The sequence below is a fragment of the Actinomadura nitritigenes genome (assembly GCF_017573545.1).
Taxonomy (GTDB): domain Bacteria; phylum Actinomycetota; class Actinomycetes; order Streptosporangiales; family Streptosporangiaceae; genus Spirillospora; species Spirillospora nitritigenes.
Window position 1 is genome coordinate 1 of record NZ_JAGEOK010000063.1, and the last position, 23,206, is coordinate 23,206.

Sequence of the window (23,206 nt, forward strand, 5' to 3'; positions counted from 1 at the left end):
CCTGGTGAGACGGCGTGGGTTGTGGTGATCAACCCGTCTACCAGGAGCTTCTCTGTATCTGAGGGGACTCCATCAACTCGCGATCACGCTGTGATCAACCAGCCCGCCTGAGGATGAAAAAGGGTCAGTCCTGTCCGCTCGAGTGCTTCGCCGATCGACCTGCGTTCTTCCGAGGACAGAGCGCCGGGAAGGTCACGGACTTCGAACGACTGTTCCCTGGCGGCCAGTTCGATCGCCGCGCAGGCGACGTCGTCGATGACGATCTCCGCGGACGCTCCCGCCGGTGTCTGCGCGTAAAGCGTCACCGATCCGTCGGCGCGATGGTGGTCGAGTGCCAGACCGGGGTGCGTGCGTGTGAGAGTCCACGACTGCTCGATGTGGTCACGGCCGTCGGCGGCTCTCCTCAGGCCGGGAGGACCCAGCCTCAGGCACTGCCCATACAGGTCACGGGCTTGGCGGCGCCCCGTCGAGGTGATGAGGCCATGAAGTTCGCGGACGAACGTCTGTCTCTGACGGGCGGCCTGGACGCGTCGATAAGGGTGCTGGTCGGCTTCGGGCGAGGGCATGAACCCCATATCGAGACCTGGAGGCGGGGACTCTGTCTCACTGGTCGGCCGCTCACCGTCCAGGGGACTGATGACATGTAGGGACATCGACCAGTCCGCGCTCACATTCCTCGGCTCGTGGATGCACGGGTCGTAGACGAAGCCGACACGCCCGCTCACCGCCTGGAATCGGTTCTTCGGCACGAGTTCCCGCCGCCGGTAGGATTCGTCGCGGTCCCACGTCCGCATCTCGAGTTCGTTCCGGCACACCGCGGTGATCGTCCATGCCGTGTGCTCGTGGGGCCCCGGGCGCGCGCCCGGCGGGTGATAGCCGAACGCGAACGCTATCCCCAGATCCGAAATGATGTGGAAGGGAACAAGGGATCGTCGAAGTTCGTGATTTTCGAGCATGGCGAGCTCGCGGGCGACGCAATCCAATAGCAACTCGTCGTCCTGGACTGCGGCGGTTACCGCGGCCCGGGCTTCGAGAACCGAACTTCGGTTCGGATGTGCCTGCACGCCAAGGCCGGGAAAGTCCGAGGTGCAGAACACCTCGCAAAGGTCCTGCAGCTTCATCTCTTCCCTTTAAGCCGGCCCTGGCCGTGCCCGTGGACGATCGGCAACGATCTGATCGGCTAGGAACTTCCCTGAAGGCGGCCAGAGAAAAACCAATCAACTGCATCGCTCCGGCAAACGCGGGCCATCCTGATCTCAAGTTGGCCACGGCGACCCGGTCGGCGGTCCCCGCGAGCGTTTCCATCGCCTTGCCTACTTGACCGCGGCGAGTGCCTTTGCGGTCCTGCGTCTTCTGCCGATTACCGATCGGGAGAAGGACGCCGAGATTTTGGTGCTGCGGCACCAGGTCACCGTGCTGGGGCGTCAACTCGACGGCGCACGGGTGCGGTTCACCGTCCCCGGCCGGGCACTGCTTGCGGCGCTGCTGCACCGGCTCCGTCCCAGCGTGTTACGGCGGATGCGGTTACTGGTGCGGCCGCCACGTTCGTCACAGAACCGATCCTGACGGAGTGCATGGCCGGGCGTTCGCCGGATTCGGCTCCTTGGGATCAAGGGGCGGCGGCGCTCAGGCCGCCGCGCGGCCCCGTGCCTGGCCGCCCGGAGCGTGCGGCGTGGGCGCCGGTCGCCGGACGGCCGCGCCGGGCCGCGCATCGCGCCACGTCCGCCGGCCCCGCCCGTCCGGTCGCCACGGGGTCGCACCGCCGCCCGAAGCACTGCCAGAATCGCGCCATGCCCGGAGACCCCGCTCGTTACGCCGACGGCCAGAACATGTGATGGCGGCTCATCTCGTTCAACGACAGCAACGAGTAGCTCAGCAACACCTTCCCAGCCGGGAGCAGTTCATCAGGGTCCGCGACCTCTTCGACTACGGCGACGACGAGTGGTCCGCCAACTCGTACCCGGTTACGACCGACCACTGGCCGCAGCTCATCGAGGTACTAGCCTGCCCGGCCCCCGAGCCTGGCAAGTCCTACTTCATCGAGGGCTACGCCACGGACCTGTAGCCGCGTGGCTGGGGTGGAAGCGCGCGGGGCTCTGCGCTCGCCGAAAACTACGTCCACGCAGGTGGAAGGCGTAGATGGGTGCTCAGGTGTTGCGCTTGATCAGCTGCGAATCAAGCGGCGGCAAGGCGGTCGCTGCGGGATGATGGGCGGCTGTGTTCTTGCGGCCGGCCTGCTTGACCGCGGCGAACGCGTTTGCGGTGCTACTTCTGCTTCCGGTGATCGATCGGGAGAAGGACGCTGAGGTCTCGGTGTTGCGGCATCAGATCGCCGTGCTGGAGCGCCAGTTGGCCGGGAAGAGGGTGCGGTTCACTGCGGTGGATCGGGCGCTGCTCGCGGCGCTGCTGCACCGGTCACGGGCGTGATCAGCGAATACCACCACGCCGCATAAGCCCAGCTCAGAGCATGTAACTCAATATTCGAGCGGCACAGGCAGGCGACTCCGGCGGACGAAGCCGTCCCGTCCCTAGCCGCTCTGGGCCAGTCGGCGTTGCAACGCCTCGACCTGGTCCACTTGCGTCCGTGACCATGCCAGTTCTTCGTCGTCGATGGAGTTGGCGCCCCAGCTCCACGGTTGCCTGCTCTCCCACTCAACCGAATGGTGGTAGCCGGTGAAGTACTCGTGCATGACCGTGAGCAGGGACGCTCCTTGGACGGCGGTGCGCGGCCCGGATGTGCTTTCCGAGAGTTCGGACTCGATCAGATGGCTGGGGATGCCGTACACCTCAGTGCCGCGCGCCTCGAGTCCGCGCAGGCTGTAGCAGATCATCATGCCGCCATGCCTCGCGGCGGGAGGAGGCTGGATATCGCCGTGGCCGTGACGGGCGTGATGGCCGAACGACATGAGCGGCACGAGATCGGGATCCCGGGTGAGGAGCCGCCGCTCGGCCCGCTCTCCCGGGTCCGGGCGCAGCCGGGGGCCGCCCATGTCCAGTGGGACGGCCAGTTCCCACGGCTGATTGGGGAAGTCCGCCACCAGCTCCAACTCGTGCGGACCGGCCTCGGCGATCACGAAGAACTCGTCCGGGAAATCGACCCCGTAGCACTCGCGGAGCACCTGGCGCGGGCCCAGTCCGGCCTGGTAGAGCGCCCGCGCCAGAAGGGCCATCGAATGGAAGTCCGCACGCGAGGCCGCCGCTCGCAGCCGCGGGACCGGGTCGTCCTCCGGCGCGGCCGCCATGACGGCCGGACGCCGCTGCCGTGCGATCCACTCGAGCGCCGGCAGGATCTCCGCCGCCCACTTGGTGTCGGCCGCGCGGTCGATCCCCGGATTCGTCGACGCGCGCCGCAGCTCCAGCCAGGCGTGAAGCTGGGCATGGTGATCGTGCAGGACTTCCAGCAGGGAATCCCCGCACACCTCCACACCGTCGTCGGGTGCGAACGGCCAGATGCCGAAGACCGTGCTCCGGCCTGCCCGGAGTTCGCTCAGCCGGTCGCAGACGGTCAGGCCGCCGTACTCGGCGTGGAGGCCGCCGAGGTCCAGGAGCGGGACCAGGTCGTGGTCATGCTCAAGGATCTGGTTCTGCGACCAGTCTCCGAGGCTCGATTCGGACAGGCCCCGGCCAGGCGGAGCGCGGGCCACGATCCGCTGGCACTACACCTTCGTACCGGCCCGTCCGACTGGGTCAGCGGAGTGAACCTCATGCGCGTGCGCGACGGCCAGATCGTCGAAGCGCTCGGCTACAGCAAGACCGCCGGTGAAGTCCCCCTGGCCACCGACACCGATCCCACGACCTGAACGCGGCGTAGGAAAGAACCCTCATGCGCAGCTACCACCTCGACAGCGGGGCCGGATCGCCGCCGCCAATCCGGCCAGATCCGCACCCACCACGACAACCGCCCCCGCCCCCGCCCCGAAGGCGCTCCTGTGACCGCCCTGCTGACCGGCGCGGACATCAACACCACCCGCTCAGGCCGTGAAACCGGTTGATGCGATGCCGGTTGCTCATCGTCCATCCCGCCCTCTCGCTCGCCGGGTCCTGCACAGTGGGTTTGTCGCGCGATGCCCGATCGGTTGCCTTCACCGGCCAGACGGACCAGTCGTCTTCCTGCCCCGTGACCGGCAACGCGGCCGATCGCCCGACTTCGGAGCCAGACGACGACGTGAGCGGCTCCGCCATTTCGAGCAGCACGCAATGCCGGTCAGCAACACCTGACAGCAAGACGTGGCGGACACGCGGCCGAGCGCGGAAGCGGGTCATGCACCGCGCCCGCAGGTCGGCGGTCAATCAGCCGGGGGATCGGCCGGCCGCTGCTGCGCCGCTGCGGTATGGACGCATCGCAGATGATTTCTGCGGCGGTGCACGACCCGCGTCAGGTGCGGCGGGCGGCTAGCGTGAGGCCCCTGATGCGGCGGCCGCACGGCCTGGCGCCTTCGCCTCGGCCGCGCCGCGCTCCTGCAGTTCCGGCAGCGCCTCGTCCTGCATCTCCTCCATGCGCAGTGCGACGCCGAGCGCAAAGAACGTCGGCGCCCACTCGCCGACGAAGATCCCCCACCGGTCGGCGCGTTCCATCCCAGCGCCCTCCAGCCGGTTTGAGGCCAGCCACGACCCGAACGCCAGGCCGATCGAGGCGATTCCGGCCGTATAAGCCAGATTGGACCGCACACCCCAGTTGTGTAGAGTTTTGATCATCGTCCCCCCTTTTTGGTCGGTCGGCACCTACCCTCCCGCGATGTCCGCACCCGCAAGCCGCCCGTTTTTTGCCCACCCTGGGCACCGGTAACAACAACGCCATATGCCCAGGTAGAGTGGTTTACTTGCGGCGCTGGAGGTTTCCAGCGCCGCAGCGTAGTGCCGCGTCAGGCAACGTTCGCCCTGTCGAGGTGCAGGTGATGATCTTTGTGGTACCTTTTGTGCCGCCGTGCACCACTGCACATTCGAGGAGGTGAGTCCGATCAACGCTGTGACCAGTCGGGGCTCCCTCCTTTGCATGGCCTAGGGAGCGCCCGCACCAGGCATCCCGAAAGGCTTGAACGCTGATGCGCTTCAGCTCCCAGACGTCGTCGGACGGCGTCACCGAACAGCCCTTCACCCTCGACGAGATCCCTGGCGTGCTGTGGACGCCGGAAGACGCCCGCGGTACTCGTCCCCTGATTCTGCTGGGCCACGGCGGCGGGCAGCACAAGACGGCCCCCGGCATCGTGTCCCACGCGCGCCGCTACGCCGCCGAGGGTTTCGCGGCCGTCGCGATCGACGCGCCCAACCACGGCGACCGGCCCAAGGATGAGGAGTTCGGCCGGATCGCGGCCGAACTCCGGGCCGGTATGGCCGCCGGTGAGGATCCGGGCGCGCTGGTCGCCGGCATGCACGGCTATCTGGCTGGTCAGGCCGTCGCGGATTGGCAAGCGATTCTGAGCGCGGTCCAACGCCTTGACCAGGTCGGCGTCGGCCCGGTGGGTTATTGCGGCATGTCGATGGGCTGCGGGCTCGGTATCCCGCTCATCGCCGCAGAGCCCCGGATCCGCGCGGCGGTGCTCGGCCTGCTCGGTGTGCACGGGCTGGCCGAGGACGCCGCGCGGATCACCGTGCCGGTGCAGTTCCTGGTCCAGTGGAACGATCAGATGGTGCCGCGGGACCAGAGCCTGGCGTTGTTCGACGCCTTGGCCTCGGCTGAGAAGACGCTGCACGCCAACCCCGGCGGGCACGGGGATGTGCCGTCGTTCGAAGCGGACAGCTCGCTGAGGTTCTTCGCCCGGCATCTGAGCTGACACGAGGTCGCAGTGCTCGGCGCGCTGGCCCGGGACTCGTTCCCGGCCAGCACGTTGGGTCCAGTCCAGACTGTTCGGCATGGCCGAGCGGTTGCGGGTGCGGGAGATCGATGATGACGAGGGCAGGCGGCTGCTGCGGATCATCCGCAGGGGCACCGGATCGGTAGTGACTGGCGGCGGGCCCAGATGGTGCTGCTGTCCGCCCAGGGCATGCCCGTGGCGAAGATCGCCGAAGTGACGTTCACCAGCCCGGACCGGGTCCGGGACGTGCTCCACAACTTCAACGCCGACGACTTCGACTCGCTCTACCCGAAGTACAAGGGCGGGCGGCCGAGGACCTTCACGCTGCCCGAGCGCCGCGAGATCAAGAAGATCGCCAAGTCCAGGCCGGCCGAGCACGGGCTGCCGTTCTCGACCTGGAGCCTGGCCAAGCTGGCCGACTTCCTGGTCACCGAGGGGGTGGTCGACGACATCAGCCACGAGGGCCTGCGGGTCCTTCTGGAAGACCCTCCCGCGACCCCGACTACGCCACCAAGAAGGCCCGGGTCGAGCACCTCTACGCCATCGCCGACGGTGAGGTGATCCCCGAGGAGGGCGAGCCCGAAGTCGTCTTCTACCTGGACGAGTTCGGCCCGCTCAACCTCCAACCGCACCCCGGACGTCAGTGGGCCGAACGCGGCGGCCGGCACAAGGACCTCGACCGCAAGCCGGGGCCGCGGCGCCGGGCAATCTACACCCGCCCCCACGGGGTCCGGCACCTGTTCGCCGCCTACGACCTGGTCGAGGACAAGCTCTACGGCCACATCAAGCTGACCAAGAACCGCTCCAAGTTCCTGGAGTTCTGCCGCTACCTGCGCAGCCTCTATCCCGCAACGGTGCGGATCGCTATCGTCTGTGACAACTACTCCCCGCACCTGACCACGAAGCGGTGCCGACGGGTCGCGACGTGGGCGGAGGCGAACAACGTCGAGATTGCCTACACCCCGACGAACTCCTCCTGGCTGAACCGGATCGAGGCGCAGTTCACCGCCCTGCGCTACTTCACCCTCGACGGCACCGATCACCAGAGTCACAAGGAGCAGGGCAGCATGATCCGCCGCTACATCATCTGGCGGAACGAGCACGCCCAAGACGAGCGCCTACGCTCGGTGGTCAACAGGGCGAACGTTGCCTGATGCGGCACTAGGGCGTGTCCCGTAGATCTTGGCGGGTTCGTCTGATAGGCCCATCCCATGGGCGAGGAACGGTTGAGGCGTCACGGCAGGCTGTGGCCGGCTGGTGGGCTGGGGTGTGCGCCGAGGACGATGGGGCTTGCCGGAGTCTCCTCGTATGAATGAGGCGGAGCTTCCGCCGGGAGCCGTTGATCCTCACCTGGCCGAGGTGGAGACGGTGGTACGTGCCTGGGCGAAGCCCGTCGGCTATCGGGTGCGATGGTCCCATGGAGCGATTCCGCTCTGGGGCGTCGATGATGTCCGCCCCTACCTGCGTGTCGACCTCCTCGATGGCCGCAACGACGTTGTCGATGTGATTCCGCTGGATGGCGGCGGTCTGGTGGTCGGTATGGTCAACGGGTCGAGCGGGATCTGCAGAGGTTGGGACTGCGCCCCTGACCAGCTCCTTGATGTGCTGAAGGAGGCGGATGAGCACTCCCGGTCCTGTGAGAGCTTCGCCGATGGTGGCCTGTACTGATCGCGGCGGCGTTCGGCGAGGTGCCCGTGTTCGTCGCCACGACAGCGCCTCGATCGGCCAAAATCTGTTTCGCGGTTCATAGGACGGGGTCTCGTAGCCAGATCCGGATCGAGGCGACGTCGATGGTGCCCTGGTAGATGCGTTCTCGTTTTTCGTATCTGGTCGCGACCGCACGGAACTGTCGGAGCTTGTTGATACAGCGCTCGACGGTGTTGCGGTCCTCGTAGGCCGCAGGGTCGAAGGTCGGCGGGCGACCGCCTTTAGATCCGAGCTTTTGGCGGTTGGCCTTCCGATCCTCCTTGACGGGGATGACCGCCTTGATCCCATGTTTCCTCAGGTAGGCGCGGTTCGCGCGGGAGGAGTAGGCCTTGTCGCCCATCGCGCGCGCAGGCCGGGTCCGCGGCCGTCCAGGCCCACGCCGGGCAATGCGGATCTGGTCCATCAGCGGAATGAAGCGCGGCGAGCCACCGTGTTGGCCGGGGCTGAGGATCCGGGCGATCGGCCGACACCGGCGATCGGCGACCAGATGGATCTTCGTGCTCAACCCGCCACGAGACCGCCCCAGCGCCTCAACGCCCGGACCGGGATCTGGAGGATTTTTGTCATTCGCCGGTGCCCCCTGTGGGCGCGTCAGCGGCCGGCGCATGGCGAGCACCGGCCGTGTGCTGGTGGGCGCGGGCGATGGTCGAATCAGCGCTGAGGGTCCAGTCCTCACCCTCGGCCTCATCGGCCCCAGCCCGCAGCCGATCGAGAATCTTCTCCCACGTCCCGTCCAGTGACCAGCGGCGATGCCGGTTATAGGCGGTCTTCCAGTTGCCGTACTGGGCGGGCAGATCCCGCCAGGCACAGCCCGCCCGGCTCCGGAACATCACCCCGTTGATCACGGTGCGATGATCGTCCCACCGGTGTCCCTGCCGCGGATGCACAGGCAGAAGCAGGGCCAGCAACTCCCATTCCTCATCGGTCAGATCATGGCGCTTCAGACGCTCATCAACGTCCACCCGAACGGTCTACAGAACCCAAAGATCAAGATCTACGGGACACGCTCTAGGAGCCCGCCGACCACGGGAGTCGACCCGCGAGGCCCAGCCTGTACCGCTCGAATACTCAGCTTCATGCTGTGAGCTGGGATTTTGCTGCGGTGCCGCGGCGGTCGCTGCGACCATCACGGGGTGTTGTTGTCTCTGCTGTACCGGTTGGTCCGGAGCCTGCTCGGCCTGTTGGTGATGCTGGTCCGGTCTGATCTGTCCAAGGACGTCGAGTTGCTGGTGCTGCGTCATGAGAACCAGGTGCTGCGCCGTCAGGTCGCAGGTCGTCCGCGCTGGGGTCATGGCGACCGGCTCTGGTTTGCGGCGTTGTCCCGTCTGGTGCCGCGCCGGTGGTGGGCCGGACTTTTTCCGGTTGTGCCGGCGACGATCCTGCGCTGGCATCGTGATCTCGTCGCCCGTAAGTGGACCTTCACTGATCGGCGCCGTCCAGGTCGCCCCCGCACGGGTGCGGCGATCAGAACGCTGATCTTGCGGATGGCGAGGGAGAACCCGATGTGGGGGCACCGGCGGATCCAAGGCGAGTTGGCGTGTCTCGGCTACACGATCGCGTCCACGGTGTGGGAGATCCTGCACGCAGCCGGCATCGATCCGGCACTGCGTCGGGCGGAGCCGACGTGGCGGCAGTTCCTGGCCGCTCAAGCGCACGCGATCATCGCTTGCGTCTTCCTGGTGGTGGAGACGGTGCTGCTCAAGCGGCTCTATGTGCTGGTGTTCATCGAGCACGGCGCCCGCAGAGTGCATCTGGCCGGGGTGACCGCGTGCCCGACGGGGGCGTGGGCGGTGCAGCAGGCCTGCAACCTGGCCATGGAGTTGGAGGATCGTATCGGCGCGCTGCGGTTTTTGATCCACGACCGCGATCCGGTCTTCACCGCCGCGTTCGATGAAGTGTTCCAGGCCGATGGGCTCCGGGTCGTCAGGACCTCGCCGCGGATGAATGTGTGAGCGCGTGATCGGAATCCTTCCCCCGTGAAGTGCTGGACCGGCTGTTGATCCTGGGGGAGCGGCACCTGGCCATGGTGCTCGGCGAGTACCTGGACCACTACAACGGCCACCGGCCGCACCGGGCCCGACACCAACGCCCCCGGATATTGAAGCCCAGCCTGTCCATGACCGGGCTGGACTCAACGACCTGCGATCCATCCGGCGAAGACCCGTCGTCACAGGCATGATCAACGAATACCATCACGCCGCATAACCCCATATCAGGCCACATAACTCAATAATCGAGCGGCACACCGTGCTGCCCGGGCCAAGATCGGCTGCACCAGGGGCCGGCTCGTGGTCTGAGGTGTGGGTGGTCCAGGCGGCGTCGGGGGAGGCAGTCGCCTTGGTCGGGTGGTCGGCTGCGGCGCCGACCCTGGCTGGTGTGCTCTGTCCGGTGTGGTGTTGAGCAGGGTCGGTAGATGTGGGGCGTCGGTGCTTGGGATGCCGGCGATCATGGCGAAGGCGCGTTGGTCAGTCAGCGTCTACCCGGCCGGGGCGACGCACCGGTCCGCCGCAACCTGAACGGCGTCGCGCGGTCCGAGGGTTCTTCCATGGGCCTGCACCGCCGAGCCAACCTGCTGCGCTGCCGATTGGGTGGTCCAGGTCGGCAGCATCCGGTGTGGGTAGGCCGAGTTGGCCTCGCCGACCGAGGCGGCATCCTCCAAGCGGACCAGGACATCCCACAGTCTGCGGGTGCTGGGCTCGTGCCCTGCGGTGATGAGCTCGTGGAGTGGGTCCGCGCGTTCGTGCGGGACGGTCCATGGCCGGGCGAAGGCGCTGACGTTCGGCGAGGCCTTCGCGGTCGGCCGCGGTGGCGTTGTCAAGGAGGAGATTCCAACCTGAGCCCGCAGGTCACGGGCCGGTCGCGTCCCGCGCGGCGTGAGCGACGACGAGAGAGCTCCTGGTAGATCGAGATTTGCGACGATCTTGACCACCAGGAGCTCCGGTGCTGTTCTTCTGTGCTGCCCTCGCACTGTCGCTCGGCCCGCACGTTCGTAGCCGATCTGATCCGAAAGCATCGGCGCCGGGTCGGGTCACGGTGGTGGTGGTTGCCGCGCAAGCTGGGGAACCCAAGAAGTTGTTCAACCGGCACCACGCCAAGGTCCGCGCGCTGCGCTAGCGAGGTGCCGCTGCGCTCAAGAGCTGGCACATCTCCTGGTGATGGAGGGTGAGGATGGCCTGCACGATGGCCGATAGGTGGCTGGGTGAGCAGCGGGCCTTCCGCAAATGGTGATCCACCGAGCCCGCCGACAAGCCGCCCAACCGGGGCCCCGTCGCCGAAGGCGCTGACATGATCGGCCATGGTGATGAGCTTCGCCGAGATCGGCGGCGTCCCACGGGCTCGGGCAACTTTGCTGGTCATTGCCCTCGGAAGGGCGATGCACGGCGTATCGTGGATTTAGTGCGTCAGCCGATCAACGCGCCGCCGGCCGCCCGTCTGCGATGCGCAGCGCGATCGGAGCGACATCATGAACACCTCGTATACGACTCAAGGCCATACCGACATCCATCCTCGGGTTGTGCTGTCGGTCGTGCGCAGACCCTCGTTCACCGTCGCCGCCCTGCAAGGCGAGCTCGATCTGGTGACTGCGCCCGCGCTGCGCGACGGGCTGCTGGCGCTGCTGCACCCTGGGCAGAGGCTGCTGGTACTGGACCTGTCTCAGCTTTGGTTCTGTGACGCGGCCGGGATTGCCGCTCTGATCAGCGCCTGGCACCGTGCTCTGGCTCTGGGCGTCTCGATGCGTCTGGCCTCTCCTCGCTCCCACGTCGCGAGGATCCTGGACGACACTGCCCTGGAGCACGGCCTCCGGACCTACCCGACGCTGCCCCAAGCGCTCCAGCAACCTCTCCCGCCGCCGCTGGAGGCCGCCGCAGTCTGACCGGCCCACCATCGCGCCGTCGTCATACGCGAAGGGACCGTTCATCCGGTTCGGAGCCGGGCGTCTCATCGCCGGTCGACGAGAGGGAGGTCCGGTGGTGGGGGGACAGGGATCGTGTGGGAATGGTCGGCCGTGGGACGGCCTGTTCAGAGGCGGCAACGTTGGGTGGGGCGGCCGGTGTCGGTGGTGTGCGAGTTCGTGGACGAGACGGAGGGGCCAACCCCCCGGGCGGCGCTCGGGTCGCTCAAGTTGATGTGCTCGCAGCGTTCCTCGGTGTGCTTGATACTGAGGTGGGCGACCCCGGGGGCCGGGGTCCGTAACCCTTTCCACGGAATTTCTGAATTCATCAGAATTGATTAATATTTGAGTGGGATGAGATCATCCGCCAACGGGCGACATCCCCGTTCTGAGGTTGATCCGCCAACACCGGCTCGTCCCCGAGAGGGGGAGTCATGCCGATCTCGCACGAGCCTCACATGAGTTCAGGTCCCGGCCTCTCGCCACTGTCCGTGGCCCGGGCCGGGTGGTCTCCGTGATGGCCGTGGTGAGCAAACGAGACGTGCGGATCTGTTTCGACTGCGCCCGCCGACCCGCAAGCGTCCCCGATGAGCAACCGGCCGCCGCATCGATCGAGACTCCAACGGGAGGCGCCCGCCATGTGGACCACCATCGGACGCCGCACGACGATCAGCTTGTCACCACCGTCGGCTCCGCCCCTCACCGCGCCACCCGAACGGACCGACCACACCGATGACCAGGCAGGCTCCGAGAGCGCCTGGGAATCCGAGAGCGGGCGACTGCGAGAGGACATCGCAACGCGGCCCGGCAGCGAGCGGAGATCATCATGACCATGTTCACCACCACCGCATCCGCCGCCGCGGACCTGGTCCGGACCCCTGACGACGTGCGGATGCCCGTCCACCGGCGTCCCGGTCACACCATCGTCGCGTTGTCGGGCGCCTTGGACAGCGCCGCCGCCCCGGCGCTGCGCGAGCACCTGATCGGCGCGTTGCGGCACAGCGGCCGCCTGCTGATCCTCGACCTGGGGGAGGTGACCTCCGCGGACGCGGCCGGTCTGGCCGTCCTGGTCGGCATCCGGCGCCGCGCCGCCGGACTCGGCGTCGCCCTCCGCCTAGCCGCTCCCGACCCGCAGGTCGGCGCGCTGCTCCACGCCACGGGGCTCGACGGCGTCCTCACCGTCCACCCCACCCGGGTGCCCCGCACCGAACGCGCCGCGTGATCGCGACCGCGCCGGGTGCCCGGAGGCGATAGGGACCGGAGCGCGCCCGTATCCGTGAAGGCGACCGTACCGCGCGCCCGGCCCGGCCCGGAGCCGCGCGGTCACAGGAGCGGTCTGGCGAGGTGGTCGGCGGTGCCGCCGCGCCATTCGATGAGGAGGAGGGTGGCGTCGTCGCTGGTGATCCCGCCTCTTTCCCGCATGAGCGTGTGGGAGAGGTTCCGCACCATCTGCTGGACGGTCGCGCTGGCGGGGCTGACGCGTTCGATGGTGGCGATCAGGCGTTCCTCGCCGAACAGTTCCCCGCCGGTGGTGTGCTCTTCGATGAGGCCGTCGGTGTAGGCCAGGAGCCGGTCGCCTGGCCGGAGCCGTTCGTCGTTGATCTGGGGCGTCGAACCGCCGAAGCCGACGGGCAGGGTGCTGGGGCCTTCCAGCGTGCCGATGACCTTGTGGTCGCGGATCAGCAGGGGCGCGGGGTGGCCGGCGTTGACCCATGCCAGGTGGCCCGTCCCGATGTTCAGGCGCATCATCTGCGCAGTGACGAAGTGGTCGGGGCCGAACTGCTGGTCGATGGCGGTGTCCATGAACGCGTACAGTTCGGCGAGGCCGGCTTCGGCGCGTCTGGCGTGCCGGTAGGCGCCCACGGCCACGGTGGCCAGTACCGCGGCGTTCAGGCCGTGGCCCATCGCGTCGATCACAGCCAGGTGCAGGACGTCGTCGTTGAGGGCGTAGTCGAGGCTGTCGCCTGCGACGTCGTAGGCGGGTTCGAGCATTCCGGCGACGGCGACCTGCGGCGTCGTCATGGTGAGCGGGGGCAGCAGGGACCACTGGATCTCCGCGGGCACGCTCATCGGCGCGCGCCGCCGCGCTCGCAGGAACTGGTCGGTGTAGTTGTTCTTGGTCACCAGCATGTCGGCGACCAGGCCCGCGAGCCGCCGCAGCAGCCGGCGGTCGTCGTCGTCGACCTTGTCCAGGGTCAACGACATCACGCCGATCTCGTCACTGCCGTCCAGCAGCGGCAGGAACATCCGCACACCGTCGGCCTGCCGCTGTTCGACTGTGGTTTCCGACTTGAACGCTCGCCCGGCCGGCGAACCCTCCAAAGGCAGCGGTTCACCGTCGGTGAGGCCGCGGCCCGGCAGCGGCACCAGCATCAGTTGGGCATAGTCCTGCAGCAGGATCGAGACGTCCCGGCCGCCGATCGCGCGGACCTCCTCGGCCACCAGCGGCGCGATGAGCTGGGGCGGCATCTCGTGCGCCCGGTCCAGCAACTGTCCCAGCAGCCGCTCACCGAAGCCTTCGCTCCGATCTACCGCTTCCTCCGGCCCGATCAGTTCCCCCACGCCCGTCTATGTGCCCTCCGACACGGACGGTAACTCCAGATATCGAGAGTGGTCTTCCATCCCGCGCCGGTGAGTGATGTCGTTGCGGGTGCAGAACGTGCTCACGGGGACTGGGTGCGGCGCAGGAAGCCGATCCGTGCAGCGGCAGCATCGGGAAGGACGGCCAGGGTTGGTGGCGGGGCCGGGCAGGCATCGGGAGCGCTTCGACCTCCAACGCTCTCACGGTGAAGGCGGTCGTGCTTGGGGCGGTGTGGGATCGCGGTCGAGTTGGTCTGGGTGGGCGTGACGCCGGCCGTGCTCGGCGACCCGTCAGCCGTGGCCGACGCTGATCAGCAGATCGCCGCGCAGCGCGTGGTCGCTGCCCTGAGCGTGGAGCCCCGGGGCTCACGCCGCGATGTACGCTGGGCGGGTCTCGCTGTTTCGGCTCGGAAGGCGGAGACGTGGAACTGCGTCAGCTCCGCTATTTGGTCGCCGTTTCCGAGGAACTCAATTTCGGTCGTGCGGCGGCTCGCGAGCACATTGTGCAGTCGGCGCTGAGCCAGCAGATCCAGCGGCTGGAGCGGGAATTGGGCGTGCGTCTGCTGGAGCGCACCACGCACTATGTCGCCCTGACCCCGGTGGGGGCGGCCTTCCTGGTGGAGGCACGGCAGATCCTCACCCATGTGGAGCGCGCGGCCCAGGTAGCCCGGACCGGGCAGGGCACGTTGCCCGCGTTGCGGGTGGGCATCATCGACGCCGCCTATGACTCGATGCCGCGGATCCTGCACGAATCTCAGGCGCGGTATCCGGACCTGGTGATCCATCAGGTGGAGGTCGGGGTTCCCGAGCAGTACCAGCAACTCAACGACGGGCGGCTCGACGTGGGCATCGGCCGTGCCGCGCTGGCACCGAGCGGGGTCGCCTCGTATCTGTTCCGCCGGGACCGTCTCGGCGTCCTGGCCCCTCGCGGGCACCGGTTCGCCGACCTGGACGCGGTGCCGGTGGAGGCCCTGGCGCGTGAGTCGCTGCTGCTGGCCGAGGAGGTGGATGCTCCGGAGTTCAACCAGTTCACTGTCGAGATGTGCCGCGCCGCCGGCTTCACCCCGACGGTTCACCCGGGCACCGTCGACAGCATCCGTGGCGCGTCCGCCCTGGTCGTCCGGGGGCGCTGTCTTTACTGCGTGCCCTCCTCCTGCATGCCCGCCCTCCCGGGAACGGTCTGGCGGCCGCTTACCGACCCCGCCTCCTTCTATCCCTGGTCGATCCTGTGGCGTGCCGCCGACGACTCCGACCACGTGCGCGCCATCGTCGCCTGCGCCCGCGGCATGTCCGAACGGCTCGGCTGGCTGGTCACCGCCGACCAGCCGGCCGGCTGATCCGCGGCCGCACGGGATCGGCCGGACCGATCACGGCCCCCGTCCGGAGCACCTTACGAGCATCAATGCCGAGGGTGAATCGCCGGCCGCCCTCGGCGCCGTGCCGAACGGCGCCCCGAAACGGCCGCGACCACGGGCCGTGGGCCCGCCTTAGCTGGGGTGGTGCCGCCTCTATGAGCGCCTGGTCCCGCGGACCCGGACACGTGGTCTTGCCGGCGTGGCCTCGGCAAGCTCTGGAAGAGATGAGCCATGCTCGAATACCTCGTAGCCACTGCCCGGCGGATCATCTTGACTGGGGAGTGATCCGCCACAGTCGGGGGACGGGCTGGATCTCTCCGGGGTCGTCGGCGTGAGGACAACGCGGGCGGCCCCGGACGATCCGGCTTCGAACTCCTCTTCACCGCGGCCCTGATCTACCTCCCGCCCCTCCAGCACCTCTTCGGCACGGCCGCCCTGCATCCGGACGTCCTGGGCATCATCGCCGTGTTCCCTCTCATCGTCTGGGGCACCGACGGCCTGCGCCGCGGGCGACGGGGCCCGTCCCGTCCGGCCTCGTCCGGCCGGAAAGGACTTCCTGACAGCTGCTCCGCAAGCGGGCAAGCCCTGGCTCCGCCGCTCACCACGCGCATCCATCTGTCGACAGGTCATCGTTCGCAGTGATTGCCCCTTCGCGGATCGGTTGTTTCGCTCCTGGCGCGTGCGGGGTTGGCTGACTGGCGGACGGCACCGGCGATCGATTTTCCGCAAGTCCTCTCTCAGGACCGCGAAGGAGCATGGTCATGGACCAGCCCGCACGACCTGTCCCCGATTCGGCCGCAACGCAGGCCGACTTGCTGAATCTGGCAGGGGTGCTGGAGGCGGCGGTCCTGCTCTCCTCCCCGGCCTGCGAAACATCCGCGCTCGCGGACGGACGGCACCGGAGTGCCCTCCGTCTCGGTCAACTGTCCTTGCTCCGACAGATGAGAGCGCTGTCTGCCATGCCGAACTCCCCGCCGAACTCATCGCACAGCATCGCCCCTGACGACGGATCCACCGCCGATCGCGATCTCGGCCCACAGGTGGCCGCGAACACGCTGGCCGACGCCCTGGTTCGCCTCATGTTCGCCCTCAGCATGGATCTGCACCGGGTCCTGGCCCGCATCAGCGCCCCAGCCGCCCACCCGACTGGCCGGACCGGCCGAACCGGTCGGAGTAGCGTTCGCCTGCATCCCGACAGAGAAGAGGTGCAAGTGATCGTGCGTCAGGCGATCGCGGAGCTTGATCAGATGGTCCACCAGACGCGGGCCCTGGTGTTCGCCCACATGGACGGCGCTACACCAGCGGAACCGGGCGCCGATTGAGCACCCGCTCCAGCACCGGGCGGGTTGCGGGACCTTCGCCTCTGCCGCCCTGGTCCGCGTGGCGTGAAACTGACCGTGAAGGCGACCACGCGCCGTGCCGCGCCGATCCGGAAGGCCGATGCGCTCCGACGTGTGATCCACGAACACTGCGAACGGAGCGCCGTCATGCAAGCCCTGATCACCGTCATCGTCGTCGCGGGGGTCCTGCTCTTGCTGGGGCTCGCCCTGGCGGTGCGCATCGTCAAGCAGTACGAGCAGGGGGTGCTGTTCCGGCTCGGCCGCGTCGTCGGCACCCGGGACCCCGGCCTGCGGCTGATCGTCCCGGTGGTGGACGTGCTGCGGCGGGTGTCGCTGCGGATCGTCACGATGCCGATCCAGTCGCAGGGCATCATCACCCGCGACAACGTCAGCGTGGACGTGTCGGCCGTCGCCTACTTCCGGGTGGTCGACGCGGTGAGATCGGTCGTGGCGATCGAGAACGTGCGCGCCGCGATCGACCAGATCGCCCAGACCACCCTGCGCAAGGTCGTCGGCCAGCACACCCTGGACGAGACCCTGGCCGAGACCAGCAAGATCAACCTTGATATCCGCGAGATTCTCGACGTCACCACCGTGGCGTGGGGCGTGGAGGTCACCCTGGTCGAGCTGAAGGACATCCAGCTTCCCGAGACCATGAAACGCGCCATGGCCAAGCAGGCCGAGGCCGAGCGGGAGAAGCGCGCCAAGATCATCAATGCCGAGGGCGAATCGCTCGCCGCCGCCGCGCTGGGGGAGGCCTCCGACACGATGATGGCCCACCCTCTGGCCCTGCAACTGCGCAATCTGCAGAGCCTGGTGGAGATCGGCGTGGACAAGAACAGCACCGTGGTGTTCCCGGCGCCGCTGATGACCACCATCGCCGAACTCGGAACCTTCCTCGCCCGCGAGCAGGCCGCCGCCGTCCCCGCACCCGCGGTCGCGACGTCCAACGGTGCCGTCACGGCGCCGGCCGCCACCGTCACCGACCCGTCCGACATCCCCTGACCGCCGATTCCGGGACGCCGCCGGCCGGCCATCTCCGGAGGTGCAACACCGCGGACATCAACCGGCCGCCCCTCATGCCGTCACCGGTCACCGATGGCGGGGGCGGCCGGCCCGCTTCCCGCCGACCCCACGCCACCGCCCTGATCGGGCAGCGAGGTGAACGAGGACGGCGAGGTCGCCGCCCCGCCTCCGAGGCCCGCGTCACCGATCAGGCCGTCGAAGGGCGGCAGCGTTCGGTCCTCGCTCCCGGGACGCCGCGCGCGGGTGCGGCGCCGCGCCATCTGCATCCGGCCAACCAGCGCCGCTATGACCAGCTGCGCTGGGACCCTACCCGTTCATCCTGCTCAACCTGGTGTTCTCCGCCCAGGCCGCCCTGCAGTTCTTGATCGTCTGGCACTGTGACGCGCATGGTCCCGACTGCCAATGCGTCCACCCCGGTTGCAGGAGATGACGGTCGTCCATCGCGGGATCACGGGTTGCGGCTTGCGCCGCGCCCCGCGCCCGCCGCTCGTCGGCACGGCGCGGGCTCCCGGCCACCGGACTGGAGATCACGGCCGACCTCGCCATGAACCCCGGCGTTTCGGCGCCCGTCGCATCACGGCGAAGCACCACGGAGAGCCCCTGTGACGTGACTTGCCGGGCAGCAGCACGGAGGGCGGGCGGCAAGGAGGACATGACGGTCCGCGCGTGCGAAGCGCCGACCTCACCAGGTTGGTCACCGCCGCCCGCCTCACCGGGTCTCCGGCAGGACGGCGAATGGCCGCCGAGCTCGAGCCGGCGCAACAGTTCTGGATCGTCCGTACGGGCACGATCGCCATCGACACACGTGCGACCGGCGGCGAACCGGTCGCCATCGAGACCGTCGGCCCGGGCTCGGTCGTCGGATGGTCGTGGATGTTCGCCCCGTATCGCCGGCGGTTCGGAGCGGTGACCCGCACGCCCGTTCAAGCGGTCGAGCTCGACGGGCGGCTGGTGCGTGTGCTCTGCGCGGTCGACCCTTCGCTCGGTGACGAACTGAGCCGCCGCTTTGTGAAGGCCATGGCCGAGCGGCTTCAAGCCGCACGAGCCCGGGTTCTCGACCTGTCGACGTAGCCGTGACAGGAGCGCGGCGCCGTTCGGAACCTCGCGGAGCGACGCTTCCCGCCGAGATGGCCCGCCTGGCGCCCCCCGTCCCGGACCGGTGACGAGCCCGCCAGGGCATCGTCGCCGACGCGCACGGCCGGGGCCGACCCTGCCGTCCGTTCCGTCAACCACGGTGACCGGCCCCGAACCGTCGAGGGCATCGATCACACGGAGCCCTGGGGGCGAAGCCGACGGTCGCGGGGCCGCGGGGAGCGGACCCGCGCCCTTCTCGCTGACCGGGACACCGGAACGGCCCCTCCCCATAGAGCCGAGCCGGGCTGACGGACAGTCGAGGGCCGCAGGGCTCCGGTACGAGGGACCGCGAGCCCGAACGCTTCGGCCGATCGAGCCTTTCGCGTCCGGGCTCGAGAGAACGAGGCGTGGGCACCGGTAGGTGTTCCGCCCGCACCGGGACGTGGAAGAAGGCGAGCGGCTCCCGGCCGCGCGAGAGAATGCCGGTGGCATCGCCCTCGCGCGGCCGGGACCCGCTCAGCGCCCCCGTGGCCTTGGCTGCCCTGTGGCCATGGCTTGGGCGTCCGCCGGCCCGGCTCCGCCTGCCCCGGGCCGGGAACTTCGCGGTCAGCCGTTCTGTGGCCGCGAACCGCGGGGCTCGGGGGGCGGTCGGGCGGCACTCATGGGAACCGGCCCTGCGGAAAGAGGGTCCACAGGGCCGTCCTCGTTCTGGTGGGCGATGGTGTGGGAGAACGCGGCGGACCGGATGTCGTGGATCATCGCGTCGAGTTGGCGGATCGCCTGTCGCAGAGTTCCGTCCAGCCACTCCGATTCCGCCCGGACGACCGGAGGTCCGGCGACGGCCGCGCGGCCTGGAGGAACGGTCCGTTCATCCGGATCGGGCGCCTGGCCGCGGTAATCGACACGGGCGAGGGCGTGGTGCAAGTTCATGCTGACGGCGAACGCCTGGCGGATCAGCCCATCTGTCAGCAGGGTGATGTCGGAGGGCTGGTCGTCGGCGTCCGCTCGATCCGGTGGAAGTCCCATTGCCATCGCAGACCACTTTCTTGGCTAGGTGAAGGCATGTCTCCGGTCGAAGCGAAGGGGCGCGCCCCTCAGAGACCGTCCGGTGCCGTCCGGCGACGATGATCCGTCGCGGACCGGCCGGCACCGGGGCTGACCTGCGTTCCATGCCTGGCGGTGGTTCTCCCCGGCCCGGAACACGTCGGTGAGGACCGGCTCTTCGGCCGTCTCGCGGAGCCGCCCATGTCGCTCTCGGCGAGGGATGCCGGGGAAGGCGGCGTCCCCGGTTGTATCCGGGGACCGGCAGATGCGGACGCGGAAGGCTGACCGATGAAAAAAGGACGAGACCGATTCATGCCCGTGCTCCTTTTGGGCTTGCCCACGACATCGGAAAGCTCGATGTCGCCAGGGTCTGGAGCGACGGGACGGGTCACCCGGCGGTATGCGCCGGACACCCGAACTGCAAATCACACACTACGCCTATTTTTTCGGCCTGCCGACACATTCGCTCCATTAAGTGTTGATGGTTTCGTGTTCCCGCGCCGGATGCTGTGCGAGGCTGGGGCGACCAGCTACCGGCCGGGCAGGGGTGGGCGGTGAGCGGCAATACCAGCGACGGGCGAGAGGCCCGGTTGTGGAAGTTGGTCACCCGTTGCGCGGGCGGTGAGACGGTATCGGCCGTTCATGTGTGCCAAGCGGCTGTGGCGGCGATGGAGGTGGACGGAGCGGCGTTGTCGTTGACCACCCGGCCGGACAGGCGGCAGTTGGCGCACGCCACCGACGCGGTGGCCGCGCTGCTGGACGAGCAGCAGTTCACATTGGGGGAAGGCCCGTGCATCGAGGCGTGGGCCTCCGGCGGCCAGGTACTGGTCGACGACGTGGCCTCGCCCGCCGGCCTGGCCCGCTGGCCGGTGTTCGCCCCCACCGCCGTGGCGGCCGGAGCGCGGGCGATCTTCGCTTTTCCGCTGCAGATGGGAGCGATCCGGTTGGGGTCCCTGACCCTGTACCGGGCCGTGCCGGGAGCACCGACCCGCGATCAGATCGCCAACGCGGTGACGATGTGCCATATGGCCGTCGGGGTGATGCTGCTCGCCGGCCGGGCCTCACCGAACGGGGCGGCCTCGGAGCCGCCCTCATGGCCGCTGGGCGGGCCAGGGCAGGGCCGGATCGAGGTCTACCAGGCGACCGGGATGGTCGCGGTCCAGCTCGGCGTCGGCTTGCAGGACGCCTTCGCGGCGTTGCGCGCCCGCGCCTTCACCAACGGCGTGTCCCTGTCCCAGCTGGCCCGGCAGGTGGTGGACCGGCACCTGCGCTTTCATCCCGACGACTCCCGCGACAGCTGACGACGACGCTGAAGGCCCAGCCACGATGAACACCCCGGTTCCCGGGGTAACGGGAAGGAGGAAGGCGAGTATGCCACCGCAAGAACGCCTCGCTGAGGTGTTCGTCGAACTGGCCGACACCCTCGTGCTCGACTTTGATCTCATCGAGTTCCTGCACCGACTGGCCGAGCGCTGCGTGGAATTGCTGGACGTGGAGGCGGTCGGGATCCTGCTCACCGACCAGGCCGACGACCTGCAGGTGGTCGCCGCCTCCGCGGAGCAGACACGGCTGCTGGAGCTGTTCCAGCTCCAGTCCAGGCAGGGTCCCTGCCTGGACTGCTTCGCAACCGGACGATCGGTCAAGGTCACTGACCTGGCCGCCGAGACCGCCCGGTGGCCGGTGTTCGCCCCTGCGGCGCTCGACGCCGGTTACGTCGGGGTGCTGGCGCTGCCGATGCGCCTGCGCGAGCGCGTCATCGGGGCGATGAACCTGTTCACCGCCTCCACCGTCGGCCTGGACGCCGAAGAGGGGATCACGGAGACGCTGGGCCAGGCGATGGCGGACATCGCCACCATCGGCATCCTGGGCGAGCGCGCCGCCAGGGAGTACCAGTTGCTGTCCCAGCAGCTGCAGGTCGCCCTCACCAGCCGTGTGATCATCGAACAGGCCAAGGGAATGCTCGCCGAACGCAATCAGATCTCGGTCGACCGGGCGTTCACCGACCTGCGGGCCCTGGCCCGCAGCACCAACCGCAAGCTTGCCGACCTCGCTCAGGCCGTCATCGACGACGACACCGCGGTCGTCGACTCCCTTCGTCCACCACCCGGCCCAGGCCACGCCTGAACTTGCGGGCCGGTCACCGGGCTCCCACAGCGGTCCCGGGGGATGATGCCGCAGGCGATCGAGAGTCCCGCCAACGAGCTTGTGTGGGCGGGTGCGTAGGGGTGAGCAACCTCCATGGATCGTGCCTGACAGCTTGTGGGAGCGGGTGGAGCCGCTGCTGCCGAAGGTCGAGCGTCATGCCGGCCGGAGGCAACTGGATGACCGCAGGGCGCTGTGCGGGATCTTGTTCGTGTTGCACACCGGGACCCGGCGGGAGTTCCTGCCGCCGCAGGAATTGGGGTTCGGGTCGGGCACGGCGTGCTGGCACCGGCCGGCCGAGTGGCATGAGACCGGGCTGTGGGGGCGACTGCATCGTCTGCTGCCGGAGGAGCTGCATGCCGCCGGGTAGTTGGGCTGGTCCAGGGCGATGATCGACAGCTCGCGTGTCCGGGCTCGCAGAGCGGCCCAGAACCGGGCCGAGCCCGGCCACCGCGGCCGGGCCCCGAACACCATGTGCTGACCGGCGGCCACGGCAGCGCGGTCGTGCTGAGGTTGACCCGGCGGCAACCGCAATGACGTCACTGCGTTGATGCCGCTGCTGGAGGCGGTGCCCGCTGTGCGAGGCCGGACCGGTCGGCCTCGCAGGCGCCCCGAGCGCGCCTGCTGGCAGACTGCGGCTAGGACGACGACAAATACCGCCGGGCTGGTCTGGGCCAAGGGGATCGTGCCGGTTATCGCCCGCCGTGGCGGCTTCTCCTCCAGCGCTGGGCCGCGCCGCGATCACGATCGCTCACACACCGGTCGACCACGCGTCCCTCCGCCCCGTGATCGCGGCCGAATTAAAGCGGGTCGTCGTCACCCAGTCGATCGCGGCGGCGACAGATTGTAGTGCCGTTCGACGGCGTCGACCAGTCGCGCAACCCGGGCGCGTCGTTCCGTCAGTTGTTCGAATTGGTTATCTAGCGTTTCGGCCGTGGCGCGTAGGTCGGTCAGCACCGACTCCCGGTCGGCTCTCGCCGTGCTCGGTGATGTCTCCTCGCCGGTGCCCAGCATCGCCGCCACCCGCGACAGCGGCACTCCGGCCTCGGCCAGCCACCGCACCCGGATCAGCCGGGCGACGTGCGCCAGGTCGTAGTCGCGGTGCCCACCGCGCACCGCTGGGACCGGCAGCAGTCCGATCTGGTGGTAATAGCGCACCGTCCGCACCGTGGTACCGGCGACGTCGGCCAGTTCCTTCACCCGCACGATCCAACCCTCCCTCCGGCGTGGCAGCGCAAGCAACGGCCTCGCCTG

Annotated in this window: 26 protein-coding genes and 1 pseudogene; 18 read left to right on the forward strand and 9 right to left on the reverse strand. The window is 68.6% G+C overall.

Going from position 1 to position 23,206, the window contains the following annotated elements; all coding sequences use genetic code 11:
• Positions 1-83 precede the first annotated feature (83 nt).
• Positions 84-1,121, reverse strand: coding sequence for a hypothetical protein (locus J4557_RS47340; RefSeq protein ID WP_208274228.1), 1,038 nt, complete (start codon positions 1,119-1,121; stop codon positions 84-86).
• A gap of 196 nt (positions 1,122-1,317) precedes the next feature.
• Between J4557_RS47340 and J4557_RS47345 the strand changes: the two genes are divergently transcribed.
• The 3 genes from J4557_RS47345 (at position 1,318) to J4557_RS47355 (ending at position 2,427) form a co-directional block, all read left to right on the forward strand.
• Positions 1,318-1,566 (forward strand): hypothetical protein, encoded by a 249-nt coding sequence (locus J4557_RS47345; RefSeq protein WP_208274229.1) that lies wholly within the window; start codon positions 1,318-1,320, stop codon positions 1,564-1,566.
• Positions 1,567-1,831: 265 nt separating this feature from the next.
• Positions 1,832-2,065, forward strand: coding sequence for a hypothetical protein (locus J4557_RS47350; RefSeq protein WP_208274231.1), 234 nt, complete (start codon positions 1,832-1,834; stop codon positions 2,063-2,065).
• A gap of 152 nt (positions 2,066-2,217) precedes the next feature.
• Positions 2,218-2,427 carry a hypothetical protein gene (locus J4557_RS47355; protein ID WP_208274232.1) on the forward strand — a complete coding sequence of 70 codons (210 nt, stop codon included), beginning with the start codon at positions 2,218-2,220 and terminating at the stop codon, positions 2,425-2,427.
• A 101-nt stretch (positions 2,428-2,528) separates the two neighbouring features.
• Here the strand turns inward: J4557_RS47355 and J4557_RS47360 are convergent, their stop codons facing one another.
• The 3 genes from J4557_RS47360 to J4557_RS52075 all read right to left on the reverse strand — a co-directional run bounded on the left by J4557_RS47360 (position 2,529) and on the right by J4557_RS52075 (position 4,722).
• On the reverse strand, positions 2,529-3,644 hold the full coding sequence (locus J4557_RS47360; RefSeq protein WP_208274233.1) for a hypothetical protein: 1,116 nt from the start codon (positions 3,642-3,644) through the stop codon (positions 2,529-2,531).
• A 313-nt stretch (positions 3,645-3,957) separates the two neighbouring features.
• Positions 3,958-4,290: a hypothetical protein gene (locus J4557_RS47365; protein WP_208274236.1), complete on the reverse strand. Its 333-nt coding sequence runs from the start codon at positions 4,288-4,290 to the stop codon at positions 3,958-3,960.
• Between the two features lie 102 nt (positions 4,291-4,392).
• Positions 4,393-4,722 carry a hypothetical protein gene (locus J4557_RS52075; RefSeq protein WP_307800615.1) on the reverse strand — a complete coding sequence of 110 codons (330 nt, stop codon included), beginning with the start codon at positions 4,720-4,722 and terminating at the stop codon, positions 4,393-4,395.
• A gap of 320 nt (positions 4,723-5,042) precedes the next feature.
• Here J4557_RS52075 and J4557_RS47375 point away from each other — a divergent pair, with 320 nt between their 5' ends.
• From J4557_RS47375 to J4557_RS47390, 4 genes are all read left to right on the forward strand, one after another.
• Positions 5,043-5,771, forward strand: a complete 729-nt coding sequence (locus J4557_RS47375) for a dienelactone hydrolase family protein (protein ID WP_208274252.1) — start codon at positions 5,043-5,045, stop codon at positions 5,769-5,771.
• Positions 5,772-5,957: 186 nt separating this feature from the next.
• Complete coding sequence (locus J4557_RS47380) at positions 5,958-6,353, forward strand: helix-turn-helix domain-containing protein (protein ID WP_208274253.1); 396 nt, start codon at positions 5,958-5,960, stop codon at positions 6,351-6,353.
• Complete coding sequence (locus tag J4557_RS47385) at positions 6,350-6,946, forward strand: transposase (RefSeq protein ID WP_307800616.1); 597 nt, start codon at positions 6,350-6,352, stop codon at positions 6,944-6,946. The genes J4557_RS47380 and J4557_RS47385 overlap by 4 nt, the downstream gene beginning before the upstream one ends.
• 154 nt (positions 6,947-7,100) lie before the next feature.
• Complete coding sequence (locus tag J4557_RS47390; protein WP_208274255.1) at positions 7,101-7,460, forward strand: hypothetical protein; 360 nt, start codon at positions 7,101-7,103, stop codon at positions 7,458-7,460.
• Positions 7,461-7,536: 76 nt separating this feature from the next.
• Here the strand turns inward: J4557_RS47390 and J4557_RS47395 are convergent.
• Positions 7,537-8,443: pseudogene (locus J4557_RS47395) on the reverse strand (IS5 family transposase).
• A gap of 189 nt (positions 8,444-8,632) precedes the next feature.
• Here J4557_RS47395 and J4557_RS47400 point away from each other — a divergent pair.
• From J4557_RS47400 to J4557_RS47415, 4 genes are all read left to right on the forward strand, one after another.
• Complete coding sequence (locus J4557_RS47400) at positions 8,633-9,451, forward strand: hypothetical protein (RefSeq protein WP_208274257.1); 819 nt, start codon at positions 8,633-8,635, stop codon at positions 9,449-9,451.
• Positions 9,452-10,439: 988 nt separating this feature from the next.
• On the forward strand, positions 10,440-10,613 hold the full coding sequence (locus tag J4557_RS47405; protein ID WP_208274258.1) for a hypothetical protein: 174 nt from the start codon (positions 10,440-10,442) through the stop codon (positions 10,611-10,613).
• 349 nt (positions 10,614-10,962) lie between these two features.
• The gene (locus J4557_RS47410) at positions 10,963-11,373 is read left to right on the forward strand and encodes an STAS domain-containing protein (RefSeq protein ID WP_208274260.1); all 411 of its coding nucleotides are present in this window, start codon (positions 10,963-10,965) and stop codon (positions 11,371-11,373) included.
• A gap of 844 nt (positions 11,374-12,217) precedes the next feature.
• On the forward strand, positions 12,218-12,613 hold the full coding sequence (locus J4557_RS47415; protein WP_208274262.1) for an STAS domain-containing protein: 396 nt from the start codon (positions 12,218-12,220) through the stop codon (positions 12,611-12,613).
• Between the two features lie 101 nt (positions 12,614-12,714).
• On the opposite strand, the gene J4557_RS47420 is transcribed toward J4557_RS47415, so the two are convergent.
• The gene (locus J4557_RS47420; RefSeq protein ID WP_307800617.1) at positions 12,715-13,953 is read right to left on the reverse strand and encodes a PP2C family protein-serine/threonine phosphatase; all 1,239 of its coding nucleotides are present in this window, start codon (positions 13,951-13,953) and stop codon (positions 12,715-12,717) included.
• Between the two features lie 440 nt (positions 13,954-14,393).
• Here J4557_RS47420 and J4557_RS47425 point away from each other — a divergent pair, with 440 nt between their 5' ends.
• The 3 genes from J4557_RS47425 to J4557_RS47435 all read left to right on the forward strand — a co-directional run bounded on the left by J4557_RS47425 (position 14,394) and on the right by J4557_RS47435 (position 17,671).
• On the forward strand, positions 14,394-15,308 hold the full coding sequence (locus tag J4557_RS47425) for a LysR family transcriptional regulator (RefSeq protein WP_208274263.1): 915 nt from the start codon (positions 14,394-14,396) through the stop codon (positions 15,306-15,308).
• 779 nt (positions 15,309-16,087) lie between these two features.
• Positions 16,088-16,648 carry a hypothetical protein gene (locus J4557_RS47430; protein WP_208274265.1) on the forward strand — a complete coding sequence of 187 codons (561 nt, stop codon included), beginning with the start codon at positions 16,088-16,090 and terminating at the stop codon, positions 16,646-16,648.
• A 165-nt stretch (positions 16,649-16,813) separates the two neighbouring features.
• A complete protein-coding gene (locus J4557_RS47435; RefSeq protein ID WP_208274267.1) occupies positions 16,814-17,671 on the forward strand; it encodes a slipin family protein in 858 nt (285 codons plus the stop codon).
• 80 nt (positions 17,672-17,751) lie between these two features.
• Here the strand turns inward: J4557_RS47435 and J4557_RS47440 are convergent, their stop codons facing one another.
• Complete coding sequence (locus tag J4557_RS47440; protein ID WP_208274272.1) at positions 17,752-17,958, reverse strand: hypothetical protein; 207 nt, start codon at positions 17,956-17,958, stop codon at positions 17,752-17,754.
• 469 nt (positions 17,959-18,427) lie between these two features.
• On the opposite strand from J4557_RS47440, the gene J4557_RS47445 reads away from it, so the two are divergent.
• On the forward strand, positions 18,428-18,763 hold the full coding sequence (locus J4557_RS47445) for a Crp/Fnr family transcriptional regulator (protein ID WP_208274274.1): 336 nt from the start codon (positions 18,428-18,430) through the stop codon (positions 18,761-18,763).
• A gap of 609 nt (positions 18,764-19,372) precedes the next feature.
• Here J4557_RS47445 and J4557_RS47450 read toward each other — a convergent pair.
• Entirely contained in the window at positions 19,373-19,798 is a 426-nt protein-coding gene (locus J4557_RS47450; RefSeq protein ID WP_208274276.1) for a hypothetical protein, read from the reverse strand.
• Positions 19,799-20,499: 701 nt separating this feature from the next.
• On the opposite strand from J4557_RS47450, the gene J4557_RS47455 reads away from it, so the two are divergent.
• The 3 genes from J4557_RS47455 to J4557_RS47465 all read left to right on the forward strand — a co-directional run bounded on the left by J4557_RS47455 (position 20,500) and on the right by J4557_RS47465 (position 22,322).
• Positions 20,500-21,111 (forward strand): GAF domain-containing protein, encoded by a 612-nt coding sequence (locus tag J4557_RS47455; protein ID WP_208274278.1) that lies wholly within the window; start codon positions 20,500-20,502, stop codon positions 21,109-21,111.
• 70 nt (positions 21,112-21,181) lie between these two features.
• Positions 21,182-21,934 (forward strand): GAF and ANTAR domain-containing protein, encoded by a 753-nt coding sequence (locus tag J4557_RS47460; protein ID WP_208274280.1) that lies wholly within the window; start codon positions 21,182-21,184, stop codon positions 21,932-21,934.
• 121 nt (positions 21,935-22,055) lie between these two features.
• On the forward strand, positions 22,056-22,322 hold the full coding sequence (locus J4557_RS47465; RefSeq protein ID WP_307800618.1) for a transposase: 267 nt from the start codon (positions 22,056-22,058) through the stop codon (positions 22,320-22,322).
• A gap of 446 nt (positions 22,323-22,768) precedes the next feature.
• On the opposite strand, the gene J4557_RS47470 is transcribed toward J4557_RS47465, so the two are convergent.
• Complete coding sequence (locus J4557_RS47470) at positions 22,769-23,158, reverse strand: MerR family transcriptional regulator (RefSeq protein ID WP_208274284.1); 390 nt, start codon at positions 23,156-23,158, stop codon at positions 22,769-22,771.
• Positions 23,159-23,206 lie beyond the last annotated feature (48 nt).